Annotated in this window: 12 protein-coding genes; 1 reads left to right on the forward strand and 11 read right to left on the reverse strand. The window is 67.7% G+C overall.

The features are described 5' to 3' along the window. Positions 1–530: 530 nt before the first annotated feature. From AB1281_RS11285 to AB1281_RS11335, 11 genes are all read right to left on the reverse strand, one after another. Positions 531–1910, reverse strand: coding sequence for a sensor histidine kinase (locus tag AB1281_RS11285; RefSeq protein WP_430345944.1), 1380 nt, complete (start codon positions 1908–1910; stop codon positions 531–533). Further along, positions 1888–2571 (reverse strand): response regulator transcription factor, encoded by a 684-nt coding sequence (locus AB1281_RS11290; RefSeq protein WP_014037608.1) that lies wholly within the window; start codon positions 2569–2571, stop codon positions 1888–1890. Before AB1281_RS11290 ends, AB1281_RS11285 begins: the two co-directional genes overlap by 23 nt. 95 nt (positions 2572–2666) lie before the next feature. Further along, entirely contained in the window at positions 2667–4850 is a 2184-nt protein-coding gene (locus AB1281_RS11295) for a PAS domain S-box protein (RefSeq protein WP_430345945.1), read from the reverse strand. A gap of 207 nt (positions 4851–5057) precedes the next feature. Then, positions 5058–7445 (reverse strand): Tex family protein, encoded by a 2388-nt coding sequence (locus AB1281_RS11300; protein ID WP_430345946.1) that lies wholly within the window; start codon positions 7443–7445, stop codon positions 5058–5060. Positions 7446–7652: 207 nt separating this feature from the next. Further along, the gene (locus tag AB1281_RS11305; RefSeq protein ID WP_006452005.1) at positions 7653–7868 is read right to left on the reverse strand and encodes a hypothetical protein; all 216 of its coding nucleotides are present in this window, start codon (positions 7866–7868) and stop codon (positions 7653–7655) included. A gap of 706 nt (positions 7869–8574) precedes the next feature. Next, complete coding sequence (locus AB1281_RS11310; RefSeq protein ID WP_014037611.1) at positions 8575–9027, reverse strand: hypothetical protein; 453 nt, start codon at positions 9025–9027, stop codon at positions 8575–8577. Continuing rightward, positions 9024–9227 carry a PspC domain-containing protein gene (locus AB1281_RS11315; protein ID WP_014037612.1) on the reverse strand — a complete coding sequence of 68 codons (204 nt, stop codon included), beginning with the start codon at positions 9225–9227 and terminating at the stop codon, positions 9024–9026. Before AB1281_RS11315 ends, AB1281_RS11310 begins: the two co-directional genes overlap by 4 nt. A gap of 67 nt (positions 9228–9294) precedes the next feature. Next, positions 9295–9663, reverse strand: coding sequence for a YfeK family protein (locus AB1281_RS11320; RefSeq protein WP_430345947.1), 369 nt, complete (start codon positions 9661–9663; stop codon positions 9295–9297). Positions 9664–9696: 33 nt separating this feature from the next. Further along, entirely contained in the window at positions 9697–10764 is a 1068-nt protein-coding gene (gene phaC / locus AB1281_RS11325) for a class III poly(R)-hydroxyalkanoic acid synthase subunit PhaC (RefSeq protein WP_430345948.1), read from the reverse strand. After that, complete coding sequence (phaE, locus tag AB1281_RS11330; RefSeq protein WP_430345949.1) at positions 10761–11840, reverse strand: class III poly(R)-hydroxyalkanoic acid synthase subunit PhaE; 1080 nt, start codon at positions 11838–11840, stop codon at positions 10761–10763. The genes phaC and phaE overlap by 4 nt, the downstream gene beginning before the upstream one ends. A 22-nt stretch (positions 11841–11862) precedes the next feature. Continuing rightward, a complete protein-coding gene (locus AB1281_RS11335; RefSeq protein ID WP_014037616.1) occupies positions 11863–12477 on the reverse strand; it encodes a CDP-alcohol phosphatidyltransferase family protein in 615 nt (204 codons plus the stop codon). Between the two features lie 347 nt (positions 12478–12824). Between AB1281_RS11335 and AB1281_RS11340 the strand changes: the two genes are divergently transcribed. After that, a complete protein-coding gene (locus tag AB1281_RS11340; RefSeq protein ID WP_430345950.1) occupies positions 12825–13475 on the forward strand; it encodes a class I SAM-dependent methyltransferase in 651 nt (216 codons plus the stop codon). Positions 13476–13662 lie beyond the last annotated feature (187 nt).

The following is a 13662-nucleotide window of genomic DNA, read 5'->3' on the forward strand; positions in this document are numbered from 1 at the left end:
AGATGAAACATATTTCATGAAGGGATTTTGTTGCAGGGCTGCGCCCTGCACCTGCGGTAGTGCCGGCCGCTTGCCTGCAACAGCAGCAGCAACAGCGGGCATTCCGTGGGATGGCGGGGCGGTGTCGGAGTGCGGGGACGCCGTAAACCCACAGTGCCCCGCCTTCGACAGTTTCACGCGGCTGTTGAAAACTGAGACTGTTGGTCCGCGCGGCTGTTGGTAGGTGTCGACCGTTGGTCGACACATCTGTCAGATATCAAATTTCATTTGGGACCCGACCCAGTGCCGACCAACGGTCGGCACCCACCAGAAGCAGCTGGCACCAACAGCAGCGGAAAACTGTCGAAGGCGGGGTGGGTCCGGTTGCGGGGGTGTCCGCGGCATGGATGCCGCGGCCAAGTCCCCAGGGACGGGTTCACGGCGTCCCCCGCAACCGGACCCACCCCGCCATCCCACGGAATGCAGGCTTTTGAAGTTGACGTTGATTGCAGCAGGTGCAGGGCTGCAAGCCCTGCAAAAACACACATCCTCTACAGCAGCTGCGGCCGGCACAGCAGGCTGAAGCGGGCGCCGCCCAGCGTGGACTGCGCCACCTGCAGGCGGAACCCGTGCAGGCCCGCGATGGCTGCCACGATCGACAGGCCCAGGCCGAAGCCTCCCCCCTTGCTGGCCTCCGCACGGTGGAAACGCTGGAACACCAGGCTGCGCTCGGCGTGCGGTATGCCCGGGCCCGAATCCTCCACCACGATGCTGGTAGCCCCCTCCTCCACCTGTGCCGACAGCTGCACGCGGCCGCCTTCCGGTGCGAACCGGATCGCGTTGTCGAGCAGGTTGCCGATCGCCTCGAACAGCAGGCCGCGGTCACCCACCACGCCCGGCAGGCCAGCGGCCAGTTCCAGCTGCAGCCACTGCCCCTTCTCCTCCGCCAGCGGCGCGTAGAACGCATGGATCTCCTGCAGCAACGCTTCCGGCGCCAGCGTGTCGAACCCGGAGCGGCGCTGGTGGTCTTCCAGCTCGGAGATCCGCAGCAGCGCGCGGAAACGCACCATCAGTGTGTCCGTTTCTTCCAGCACCTGCTCCAGTGGCAGCGCCTGCGGATCACCGTCCTGTACCTGCTGCCGCATGCGGTACAGCTGCGCACGCACGCGCGTCAGTGGCGTACGCAGATCGTGGGCGATGTTGTCGCATACCCCTTTGACCTCGGTCATCAACTGCTCGATGCGGTCGAGCATGGCGTTGACGATGGCCGCCAGCATGTCCAGTTCGTCGCGGCGGTTGGCCAACGGCAGGCGCTGGCCCAGGTCGCCGGCAACGATCCGCGCAGTGGCCTGCTCGATGGCCTGGATGCGGCGCAGCGGCCGCCGCCGCAACAGGTGCCAGCCAAGCAGCCCCGGCAGCAGGGTCAACGACACACCCCACAGCAGGGCGTCGAGGATCAGGTGGTTGACCTCGTTCAATGGCCCGCTGTAACGCACCAGCACCAGGATGCGGCCGTCGCGGGTCGGCATCGCCAGGCCGAAACCGCGCTTGCCGCGTGCGTTCACATCGGCAATCGGCAGGCCGGACACCGGATGCGCGCTGCCATCGAGCGGCAGCTGCGCCGGCAGCGACTTCAGCATGCCGGCAATCGGCTGCCCGTCGGGGGTGAACAACCCGTAGGCATCGATGCCATGCAGGTCGTAGCGGCGGTTCTCGCGCAGCGCTGCGGTCAGGCCATCACCGGTGAAGTGCTCGAACAGGTGCGCACGTTGCAGCACCGCCGACTGTGCCAGCTCGTCCAGGTACAGCGACACCCTCCAGTACAGCACCCCCAGCAGCACGCACGACCAGGCCACGAACAGCAGGCTGTACAGGCCCAGCAGGCGACTGCTGGAAGAGCGCCAGCCGTCAGACAGTTTCGCTGAGGACATAGCCGCTGCCACGCACGGTACGGATCAGCGACGGCGCGTCGGCCTGGTCCAGCTTGCGCCGCAGGCGGCCGATGTGCACGTCGATCAGGTTGGTGCCCGGGTCGAAGTGATAGCCCCACACTTCCTCGAACAACATCATCCGGGTCAGTACCTGGCCGGCGTTGCGCATCAGGTATTCCAGCAGCTTGAACTCGGTCGGCAGCAGGCTCAGGCTGCGCCCGCCACGGTGGGCGGTGCGCGCCAGCAGGTCGAGCTGCAGATCCCCCACGCACAGCAGGGTCTCGTTGCCGGCCGGGCGCTGGCGGCGACGCAGCAGCACCTCCACCCGCGCGGCCATCTCGTCTGAGGCGAACGGCTTGGTCAGGTAGTCATCGCCGCCGGCACGCAGGCCGCGCACCCGCTCATCGACATCCGACAGCGCACTGAGCATCAGCACCGGCGTGTCGATGCCGATCCGGCGCAGGGTGGTGACGATGGCCAGGCCATCCAGCCCGGGCAGCATGCGGTCCAGCGTGATTGCGTCGTAGTCGCCACTGGCCGCGCGCACCAGGCCTTCGCGGCCGTCGGCCACCCAGTCCACCTGCAGGCCATGGCTGCCCAGCTCCGCCACGATCTCTTGGGCCGTGATGGCGTCATCCTCGATGGTCAATACGCGCGACATGGGCACCGCTGAAGTCCAGACTGGCCCATGCTCGCCAAATCAGCCGGCGCGGGCAAATGAAACATCCTTCATCCATCCCCGTGGTGCGGGCCGGTTCAGCCCGGTTCGCCGTCCTCACCCGGAAGCTCGGACAGCTCGCCCTGCACCTGCACGTTGTTGCGGCCCATCGCCTTGGCCCGGTAGCACTGGGCATCGGCCGCAGCCACCGCCTGGTCCACGCTCATGCCGCCGGCCAGCGGCGCGATACCGATGCTGGCACCGATCCGCAGCCGGTCCTGGTCCCAGGGAATCGACAGGGAGGCCAGCGTATGCAGCAGTTCACCGCCGATACGGGCCGCACGACGTGGCGTACAACCGGACAGGATCACCGCGAATTCGTCACCGCCCAACCGCGCCACCACATCCGAATCGCGCACGCCATGGCGCAGCACGCTGGCCACCGCCCACAGCACGGCATCGCCGGCCAGATGGCCCCAGGTGTCGTTGACCGGCTTGAAGCGGTCCAGATCGATGTACATCAGCGAGGCGGCCTGGCCGGTGCGCTCGACGCGGGTGATCGCCTGCTGCAGGTGCACCTCGAAGCCGCGACGGTTGCTCAGCTCGGTCAACGGGTCGATCTCGGCCAGGTGGCGGGCTTCGCGCTGGCGCGCACGCTGCTGGGTATCGTCACGCAGCACCCAGACCGCGCCGCGCACATGGCCTTCGTCATCGCGCAGCCAGGCGCGGGTCAGGTCCACCGGCACCGTTGCCGTGCCCAGCCGCAGCAGCAGGTCGGCGTGCAGGTCCACCGCATTGCTCTCCGGGTCCAGCAGCACCGACACATCCAGTACCGAGCCGGGCGCGTACTCGGTGGTCAGCGCCAGCACGTCCTGCACCTTGTGCCCGGCCAGCGACAACGCGCCATCCCCGGCCAGGGTGCGCACCGCGGCCGCGTTGGCGTAGTCGATGCGGCCATCAAGGCTGACGCTGAGCACCAGGTCGGCCACCGCATCCAGCGTGATGCGGCTGCGTTGTTCACTCTCGAACAGGCGCTGCTCGCTGCTGCGCTGGGCGGTGATGTCCTGGATCTGCGACACGAAATGCAGTGGTTCGCCGTGCTCGTTGCGCACCAGCGACACCGACAGCCGCGCCCAGATGATGCGGCCGTCGCGGTCGAGATAGCGCTTTTCCAGGTGGTAGTGGCTGCGTCGCCCGGCCAGCAGGTCCTGCACCAGGGCCAGGTCGGTCTGCAGGTCATCGGGATGGGTCAGCCGCTGGAAATCGACCTGCAGCAGCTCTTCGCGCGGGTAGCCCAGGATCCGGCACAGCGCGTCGTTGACGTCCAGCCAGCGTCCCTCCAGCGAGACCAGGGCCATGCCCAGCGCCGCAGACGTGAAGGCGCCCGCGAACTTCTCCGCCGATAGCCGTGCCTCAGCGCGCGCCTGCAGGATCTCGGTGATGTCGATGGCCATGCCGACGTAGCCGATGCGCGCTCCATCAGCACTCTCCATGCGGCTGATCGACAGGCGCACCTGGCGTGACTGACCATCCTTGCGCAGCAGCGTCCACTGCCGCGAGTAGGTCTGCCCGTCGGCACGCGCGCTCAGCGCCTCGAACACGCCGGGAAGATTGCCATCAGCGTCGGCCAGCGGCTGCAACCAGGCTTTCAGTTCGGCTGGATCGTGGAAGGCGTCGAGCCGGCGCTGGCCGACCACCTCCGCCGCGCTGTAGCCCAGCAGGCGCTCCGCCCCCGTGTTGAACAGGGTGATGGTGCCATCGGTATCGGTGGCGATCACCGCCACCTCATCGGACGCATCGACCACGGCCTGCAGGCGTTGCCGGGTCTCGGCCGCGTCCTGCCTCGCCTGCTGCAGCTCGGTGACGTCGGCATGCGCGCCCGCCATCCACAACGGCTTGCCCTGCCCGTCCCATTCGAAGACCCGCCCGCGGTCCTGGATCCAGATCCACTGCCCGTTCTTGTGGCGCATGCGCAGCAGGCAGGCGTAGTTGTCGGTGCGGCCTTCGAAATGCTCATCCAGCGCCGCATCGGACAGCGCGATGTCATCGGGATGGACCAGCTTCAGGAACGTCTTCTGGCAGATCGGTTCCAGCTCATCCAGGCGGTAACCGACAATCTCGGCCCAGCGCGCGTTGACCCGCATCTCGCCGCTCTGCACGTTCCATTCCCAGGTCCCCGCAGCGGTACCGTCGATGATCATCGCCAGGCGACGACGCTCTTCCGCCAACTCCTGCAGGCGGCGCTCCAGCAGTCCATTGCCGTGGCTACCCTGGCCCGGCATCAATCCGGTCCCCTGCCGGCACGGGCAGGCGCCGACCGCAGCGGAACGCTGCGGCCTGCAACGAAGATGGCGGGTCGTGCTGGCGTCATGGCCCTCCCCAGCGACAGCGGGGAGGCCAAACGCCCCCCTCAGGCGCAAGTGTGCGCAATCACGGGGAAAACCGACAAGTCCCCCGCCCCGGATCAACCGTGACGGGGGGCACGATCCTCAGCTGCGCTTGGCCCGGGCAAAGGCCTCGGCGAGGGCATTGTTGGCCGGCGGCGCAGACTGGGCTGGACGGCCGCCAGCACCCTGGCCGCGGTTCGGCCCTCGGTTCTGTCCGCCCGCGTCACGGCGCGGCCCCTGGCCTTGGCCGCGCTCATCGCGCTGGCCCGGGCGGCTGGTGGCCTGGCCGGGGGTATCGTCCAGGCGCCGGGTCAGGGCGATGCGCTTGCGCGGCACGTCCACCTCCAGCACCTTCACCTTGACGATGTCACCAGCCTTGACCACGTCGCGCGGGTCCTTCACGAAGGTATCGGAGAGCGCCGAGATATGGATCAGGCCGTCCTGGTGCACGCCGATATCGACGAAAGCGCCGAACGCGGCCACATTGCTGACCACGCCTTCCAGCACCATGCCTTCGCGCAGGTCCTTGATGTCTTCGACGCCCTCGGCGAAGCGCGCGGCCTTGAACTCCGGACGCGGGTCGCGGCCCGGCTTCTCCAATTCCTTCAGGATGTCGCGCACGGTTGGCACGCCGAAGGTGGCATCGGTGAACTGCTCGGCCTTCAGGCCACGCAGGAAGCTGCCGTCACCGATCAGCGCCTTGATCGGGCGCGCGGTGCTGGCCACGATGCGCTCGACCACCGGGTAGGCTTCCGGGTGCACCGCCGAGGCGTCCAGCGGCTGGTCACCATCGGCGATACGCAGGAAGCCGGCACACTGCTCGAAGGTCTTTTCGCCCAGGCGCGCAACCTTGAGCAGGTCCTTGCGGCGCTTGAACGGGCCGTTGTCGTCACGATGGCGCACGATGTTCTCGGCCACGGTGGAAGACAGGCCAGACACGCGCGACAGCAGCGCGGCCGACGCGGTGTTCACGTACACACCCACCGCGTTCACGCAGTCCTCCACGCGCGCATCCAGCGCCCGCGCCAGGCGGTACTGGTCCACGTCGTGCTGGTATTGGCCAACGCCGATCGCCTTGGGCTCGATCTTCACCAGTTCGGCCAGCGGATCCTGCAGGCGGCGCGCGATCGACACCGCGCCACGCAGCGACACGTCCAGCCCCGGGAACTCCTTGGCCGCGAACTCGGACGCCGAGTACACCGACGCACCGGCCTCGCTGACCACCACTTTCTGCAGCTTCGGGTTGGCGACAGCCTTGATCGCTTCGCCGGCCAGCTTGTCGGTTTCACGGCTGGCAGTGCCGTTGCCGATCGCGATCAGTTCCACGTTGTGCTTGGCGCACAGCTGCTTGATCGTCTGCAGCGACTGCTCCCACTGGCGACGCGGCTCATGCGGGTAGATGGTGTCAGTGGCGACCAGCTTGCCGGTGGCATCGACCACGGCAATCTTGCAGCCGGTACGGATGCCCGGGTCCAGCCCGAGTACGGTCTTCGGGCCGGCCGGTGCGGCCAGCAGCAGGTCCTTCAGGTTGTCGCCGAACACCGCGATGGCTTCGGCTTCGGCCTTTTCGCGGGCCTGGTTGAACAGGTCCAGCAGCAGATGGGTGTGCAGCTTGGCGCGCCAGGTCAGGCGGCAGGCATCCAGTAGCCAGCGGTCGGCGGCACGGCCCTGGTCGGCGATGCCGGCCTTGCGCGCCACGCGTCCCTCGGCGTACTGGTGGCCGGCCTCGGCATCGCTGCCCGGGTCCAGTTCCAGGAACAGGATCTCCTCGCGGCGCGCACGGAACAGCGCCAGCAAGCGGTGTGATGGAATCTTCGCCAGCGCCTCGGCATGCTCGAAATAATCGCGGTACTTGGCGCCTTCGGTTTCCTTGCCCTCGGCCACGCGGGCGCGGATCACGCCGGTCTCGCCCAGCCAGGTGCGCAGTTCGCCAACCAGCGCGGCATCTTCGCCCCAGCGCTCCATCAGGATCGCGCGGGCGCCTTCCAGCGCGGCCTTGGTGTCGGCCACGCCCTTGTCGGTGTCGACGAAACCGGCGGCAAAGACCTGCGGGTCCTGCGTCGGGTCAACCAGCAGGCCGTCGGCCAGCGGCTCCAGACCGGCCTCGCGGGCGATCTGGGCGCGGGTACGGCGCTTGGGCTTGTACGGCAGGTACAGGTCTTCCAGCCGGCTCTTGGTATCGGCTGCCAGGATGTCGTTGCGCAGTTCGTCGCTGAGCTTGCCCTGCTCGCCGATGCTGGCCAGCACCGCCGCGCGCCGGTCTTCCAGTTCGCGCAGGTAGGTGAGGCGCACTTCCAGGTTGCGCAGCTGGGTGTCGTCCAGGCCCCCGGTCACTTCCTTGCGGTAGCGCGCGATGAACGGAACGCTGGCGCCTTCGTCGAGCAGGCCGACGGCGGCACGTACCTGGGCGGACTGGGCGCCGATCTCGTCGGCGATGGTCTGGGCGATCTGCTGGGCGAGCGCGCTCTGGGCGTTCTTGGCGTCGTGCATTGCTTCAGGTCTGTGCCGCGTTTCGGGAAGACCCCATTCTGGCAATCCACGACGGAGCCGGACAAGGCATTGACAGGGGGCGAGGTTCAGCGGCGGGGCCGGAGTGGACGCCGGCATCCTGGCGAAGAGAGGGCTCGGACTGGCCCGGGGCTGGGATGCCGGCGCGGGCGCACGATGGTGGGCGCGCCCTGCCGCGTGTTGCGAAGGTCAGCGGTAGTGGCGGGCGGCGCGCTGCATGACGATGTCGTCACGCATGCTTTCCAGGGCCATCAGGCGGACCTTGCCGACACCCTGCAGTTCCATGAACCGCTCCGTGTAGAACTCCGGCCCCAGCGCGGTGTCGGCGCGGGATTTGCTGAAGCCGTAGGGCACCACGCCCTTCTCGCCATCCTTGCTACCACCGACATAAAGAACGATTGCCATGTGATGTATTCCTCCAAATTGCTACTGCGTACTGCACTCGATGAGCGATGCTGCGAGCTCATCGAGGGAGAGCTTACCGCGTCGAACCTGACTGGAACGTCACGAAGGCTAATGACGATCGGTTGCATGCAGATGACTGCGGGATCGCAGCAGAATGCTTACGGATCTTTAACTTCCGACTAACGAATCGGGGGTTTCCAGCCAACGGCGCAGCCCCTCGTGGCTTGGTCGCGGAATGCGCTTCATGCGATTGGGCCGGGCGGGATGGGTTCGCGGGACACGCCGTAAACCCATCCATGGGGGGCTCGATGGCGCCATCCATGGCGCCAACGGTCCCGCGACCCCATCCCGACCGACCCCTGACAGTTTCCGTGCGCGTCCAGCCACGGAAAAGAAAAAGGAAGATCAAAAGCAAAAGCAGCCTGGCTGGCCGCTTTTTGTAGAGCCGAGCCCATGTTCGGCTCACGAGCAAGCGCAGCGCGCGACCCGCTTCTGCTGTTCTTTATTCTCTTCCGTGGCCTGGCGCGCACGGAAACTGTCAGCGGCCGGGTGGGTGGGGCTGGCGGGGTATCCGCGGCATGGATGCCGCGGCTAAGCCCCCATGGATGGGTTCACGGCGTCCCCGCCAGCCCCACCCACCCGGCCAGCCCCCAGGAAGCAGGCATTCCGCGACCAAGCCACGAGGGGCTGGGCCGTTGGCTGGAACCTACGGCCACCAGCCACGCCCGAACCGGGCGAAATGATCCGCCGCGCGCTCGAACGGATTGCGCGCGCTCACCCCGCCGCACAGCAGGTACACCGGCAGGTACAGCGGCCCCAGCACCATGTACTGGTAAACGTGCGCGCGCTCGTGGTCGTCCAGCCGGATCAGCGGCTCCACGCCCCACCCGGCCTGGTGCGCATAGGTGCGGCAGGAAATGCCCAGGTCATGGCCGGTATGCAGGATCACATTGCCCAGCGTGATCGCCCCGCCCGGCCCCCACGGCCAGCGGTCGAACACCAGGGCGCAGTCCCGCCCGCTCCAACGCAGCGTCGCGCCGCCGAGCATGCCGGCCAGGCCACCGATCAGGCCGAGCAGGGAATTGGGGGACGCCCATGCCGCGCCCAGCACCTGCAGCGCGCGCAGCCAGACCGGCCAGGGCTCCGGAGCCGTCTTCAATCGGCCTCGTTCGGCATCAGCAACCAGAGGATCAGGTAGACCAGGATGCCGGGGAAAGCCGCCGAGCCGATCGAGACCAGCACGAACACGATCCGCACCAGCGTGGGGTTCCAGCCGAAGCGGTGGGCGATGCCGCCCATCACGCCGGCAATCATGCGGTCGTTCAGCGAGCGCGACAGCGTCTTGGGCGTGGTGTTCATGGCGGCGTCTCCTCGGCTTGCGGACAGAACCAGTCGAGCATGGCTCGACTCTACACCCGGGCCGTGTCTACGGCGTGCGGTGACGCAATGCCTGCAGGCGTGCACCGAACCAGGCCGCTGCCGTCTGTTCAGGCTGCCCCGGGCACTGGATGCGATAGGGCTTGCCGCTCATGCTGCTCTGGCTGGCGGCGCGCTCGATGAACTGCTCGGCGTTGTCCACCATGTCCTTCTTCAGCAGGTAGTCGTACTTGCGCTGCAGGTGCGCGCGCGCATCGCTGCCGTCGTACCAGCTGCCATTGCGCTGGAACCGGCATTGGGAGCCGTCCAGGCTGGAGATCAGCTGGGCGATCTCCCGCCGTGCATCCGCACTGGGTGCGGCGTGGGCAAGGGGCGCTGCCAGCAGGGCCGCAAGAATCAACCAAATCCGGTACGTCATCATCCCCCCAAGTCAGTCGAACATGGCTCGACTCTACAGGTCGCGCGCCTTCAGCCAGCCATCGATCGTGGCCGGCACTTCGCGCTGCGCGCGGCCGGACACGTAGATGCCGATATGGCCGCCACGGAAACTGGACTCGGTGTAATCCTCGGTGCCCAGGCGTCCACGCATTGCGCGCGAGGCATCCGGCGGCACCAGATGGTCCTGCTCGGCATAGATGTTCAGCACCGGCAAGGTCACCTGCGACAGATCCACCGCTTCCTCGCCGATCCGCACTGTGCCGTTCACCAGCCCGTTGCCCTGGTAGAACTGCTTGATGAAGTCGCGGAACGCCTCGCCCGCAAGGTCCGGTGAATCGAAGATCCACTTCTCCATGCGCAGGAAATCCTCCAGCGCCGCCTTGTCATCGAGGATGTCGAGCAGGCCGACGTACTTCTGCACGTTCAGGCGGAACGGCTTGAGCATCAGGTAACTGGCATTCATCAGGTCGGCCGGGATGTTGCCCAGCGTATCCACCAGCAGGTCCACGTCCACCTGCCGCGCCCAGTGCGAGAGCATGTTGTCGGCGGTCTGGAAATCAACCGGGGTGACCATGGTGATCAGCTTGCCCAGCTTCTGCCGGCGCAGCGCGGCGTAGCACAGCGCGAACACGCCGCCCTGGCAGATGCCGAGCAGGTCGACCGGGCCACCACTGCGCGCGCGCAGCGCATCCACCGCGCCATCGATGTAGCGCAGCAGGTAGTCCTCCAGGGTCTGGAAGCGCTCCGAGCGATCCGGGTAGCCCCAGTCCAGCACGTAGACATCCTGGCCCAGCGCCAGCAGCTTCTGCACCAGCGAACGATCGGCCTGCAGGTCGACCATGTACGGCCGGTTGACCAGCGCATAGACGATCAGCAGCGGCGAGCGCCGGGTCGGCGCCTGCTCGCCGACGAAGCGGTACAGCACCACCTTGCCGTCGCGCCAGACTTCCTCGCGCGCGGTCACGCCATAGTCCACGTCTTCCACCTGTGGCAGCAGCTTCAGCCCTTCCATCAGCTTGCGCTGCATGGCCAGGGTTTCCTGCATCAGGTCATCGGCGTTGAAGCCCAGCGGTCCTTTCATCGGTCACGCGCCCGCGTGGAAGTGCGAGGTGCAGCCTTTTTCGCGGGCGCCTTCTTCGCAGACACCTTTTTCGCAGGAGCCTTCTTTGCCGGCGCGGCCTTCTTCGCGGCCTTGCGCGGGGCAGGCTTCACCTTCGCCGGTGCCGGCTGCGCCACCGGATCGACCTCGCCCGTACCGGCCATGGCCACCACCTGTGCCTGCAGGCGACGCAGGCTGCGCTCCAGCTCGGCGATGCGGCGGTGTGCGGCGTCCATCTCGCTGCGGGTCGGCAGGCCGATCCGTTCACTCATCTGTTCCACCTCGCGCTGCAGGCCGGCGCGCAGCCGCATCTGTGCGTTGCCCAGCGCGGCGTACACCTGCTGGAACGGCTCGGACATGGCGACCTTGGCGTAGGCCTCTTCTGCCACTTCAATCCACAGGTCGAACATCGCGCGGGCACTGGTCAGCTGGCTGCCGGGCTGCTCGTGCTCGGCCAGCCGCTGCTCGAACAGTGCGAAGGCCTCGTCCAGCGCCTGCTTGATCTGATCGACGTATGCGCGCGAATGCTGCTGGTATTCCTCCTGCGCACGCAGCAGGGCCTGCCAGCGCGCCTGGTGCTCGCGGCCGGGCCCGAACGCCGGGCTCTGCAGCCACGGGCCGGCCTGCAGCTGGAACTGCTGCAGCCAGGCGGCGAACTCCGGAACCGCGGCGCCGGCGTGGGTGCTGCCACGGGCGCCCTGCAGCATCCATTGCAGCATGCCGTCACCCTGCCCCTGCACCGCTTCGCGCCAGGCCTGGGCGACGTCGGCACTACTGGCGTCGCGGCCGGCAAACCGTGCGGCGACTTCCTGCATGGTGCCGTACCAGCTGCCCGCCTGTTCGCGGAACCGGCGCACGGCATCTTCCGGCGCGCCATGCGCCTGTTCGGGCAGCAGCTGGCCCCACCAGTCGAACAACCGCTGCCAGCTGCCGGGATCGTCACCGGCCGGTGCGCCGGGCGTGCTCGCATGGCGCAGGGCATCGCCCCAGGCGCCGAAGTACTGCCGGGCCAGCGTTTCGAAATCACTGCTGCCGGCGTCGTGGGCCGAGCTGGTCATCGCAGGCCTCCGCAGGGCTGGCTCATGGCTTGGGGATACGCAGGGTCTTGCTGATCATCAGCGACCCGGACAGGGCGAACAACAGCACCATCGGGTGCAGCTGCCACGGGCCGATCTGCCACTGGCCGAACCAGATGTTCTGACCGATGGCATCGGTACCGGCGGCGATCGCCAGCACGATCACCAGCAGCAGGCTGGTCGGGATCGGGGTGCCCTCGAAATACGCGACCTTGCCCTCGTCGCCGGCCAGCGCCTCGGCGGTGACGTTGTAGCGTGCCAGGCGGCTGACGCCACAGCAGACGAAGTAGCTCAGCACCAGCCAGTCCCAGCCGCCCTGCATGCCGCACGCATACGCCAGCGCTGCCGGTGCCACGCCGAAGGAGATCACGTCGGACAGCGAGTCCAGTTCGCGGCCGAGGGTCGAGCTGGACTTGCGCCAGCGCGCGATGCGCCCGTCGAGGGCGTCGAAGATGAAGGCCAGCGGGATCAGCGCCATGCCGAACAGCAGGTAGCCGCGCTCGCCATCCTGCAGGAAGCGCATCGCGGCAAACACCGCACCGGTGCCGCAGAAAGCATTGGCCAGGGTGAACCAGTCGGCCAGCTGGAATTCGCGCAGCATCGAGAAGTGACGTTTCATGGGGTCTCACGGAGCATCAAGGCCCACAGGTTACCGCGAGCGCCGCCGCTGGCGACAGCGCTGGCGGGGCCGATCCTTCACCGCTCCCTCACCCGTCGTCACCGGCGGTGAATTTTTCGCCACCCATCTTGACAGCCTAGGGGGGTGGCGCCTGTCGCGGCTTATCCACAAAGTTGCCCACGCGTAATCCACACCCCCTGTGGACAACCAGATCTCACCGACTGCGACGGTGGACATTTCCTCATCACCCTTCCGCGGGGTTTCCCTACTTCCCAAGCCGCAGAGTCGGCGCTATGGTCACCGGCGGGCCCGCCGCCGCCACGTCCGAAACCCACCGACGGACGACGATGACGATGCTGGATGCCTCCTCCCTGGCCGCGCAGCTGCGGCAGCCCCATGGCGACGCCGCACTGGCGGTGGCCGATTCAATGAATCGCAGCAACGGCGCGCTCAACCGCGCGGCGATCGGCCTGCTGGCGGTGTCGGCAGGCGAACGCATCCTGGAGATCGGTCCCGGCAACGCCGCCTTCGCGCCCGAGCTTCTGCACGCCGCCGACAGCCAGTACCTGGGGATCGAACTGTCCGCTGCCATGGTCGAGGCCGGCAATCAGCGCCTGGGCGCCGCCGGGCTGGGCGACCGTGCCACGTTGCGCCTCGGCGACGCCCATGCCCTGCCGGTCAGCGATGCCTCGATGGATGCGGCGCTGGCGGTCAATACCCTGTACTTCTGGCCAAACCTGGCCCCGGTGCTGGACGAGCTGGCGCGGGTGCTGCGCCGGGGCGGCCGCCTGTGCCTGGCCTTTGGCGATGCCGCCTTCATGCGCAGCCTGCCGTTCGCCACCGACTTCCAGCTGCATGAACTGGACGCGGTGGAGCTGGCCCTGCGGGTATCCGGCTTCCGCGTCTCGGCCTGGCGCAGCCACCGCGAAACCGCAAGCGGCAATGACGGCCAGACCCGCGACAAGCACTTCCACCTGCTGCTGGCACAGCGGCGCTGAAGTGGTAGAGCCGGCCGCTGGCCGGCTGCCCCGGCCGTTCCGGATTGCCGGCCAGCGGCCGGCACTACCCGGACTGCACCGGCCGCCAGCGAGCTACACAGAACACTTGCATTACCAATGGCCAGCCCACCGCAGCCGCCGCAACGGCTGTGATCCGACCGCGTGGTAGAGCCGGCCGCTGGCCGGC

This window comes from Stenotrophomonas sp. NRRL B-14846, assembly GCF_050473585.1.
Taxonomy (GTDB): domain Bacteria; phylum Pseudomonadota; class Gammaproteobacteria; order Xanthomonadales; family Xanthomonadaceae; genus Stenotrophomonas.

What these genes read in the sequence shown, in the direction of transcription:
- AB1281_RS11285 (WP_430345944.1), bottom strand. Translation starts at nt 1,910, where the DNA reads ATGTCCTCAGCGAAACTGTCTGACGGCTGGCGCTCTTCCAGCAGTCGC.
- AB1281_RS11290 (WP_014037608.1), bottom strand. Translation starts at nt 2,571, where the DNA reads ATGTCGCGCGTATTGACCATCGAGGATGACGCCATCACGGCCCAAGAG.
- AB1281_RS11295 (WP_430345945.1), bottom strand. Translation starts at nt 4,850, where the DNA reads ATGCCGGGCCAGGGTAGCCACGGCAATGGACTGCTGGAGCGCCGCCTG.
- AB1281_RS11300 (WP_430345946.1), bottom strand. Translation starts at nt 7,445, where the DNA reads ATGCACGACGCCAAGAACGCCCAGAGCGCGCTCGCCCAGCAGATCGCC.
- AB1281_RS11305 (WP_006452005.1), bottom strand. Translation starts at nt 7,868, where the DNA reads ATGGCAATCGTTCTTTATGTCGGTGGTAGCAAGGATGGCGAGAAGGGC.
- AB1281_RS11315 (WP_014037612.1), bottom strand. Translation starts at nt 9,227, where the DNA reads ATGAACACCACGCCCAAGACGCTGTCGCGCTCGCTGAACGACCGCATG.
- AB1281_RS11320 (WP_430345947.1), bottom strand. Translation starts at nt 9,663, where the DNA reads ATGACGTACCGGATTTGGTTGATTCTTGCGGCCCTGCTGGCAGCGCCC.
- phaC (WP_430345948.1), bottom strand. Translation starts at nt 10,764, where the DNA reads ATGAAAGGACCGCTGGGCTTCAACGCCGATGACCTGATGCAGGAAACC.
- phaE (WP_430345949.1), bottom strand. Translation starts at nt 11,840, where the DNA reads ATGACCAGCTCGGCCCACGACGCCGGCAGCAGTGATTTCGAAACGCTG.
- AB1281_RS11335 (WP_014037616.1), bottom strand. Translation starts at nt 12,477, where the DNA reads ATGAAACGTCACTTCTCGATGCTGCGCGAATTCCAGCTGGCCGACTGG.
- AB1281_RS11340 (WP_430345950.1), top strand. Translation starts at nt 12,825, where the DNA reads ATGACGATGCTGGATGCCTCCTCCCTGGCCGCGCAGCTGCGGCAGCCC.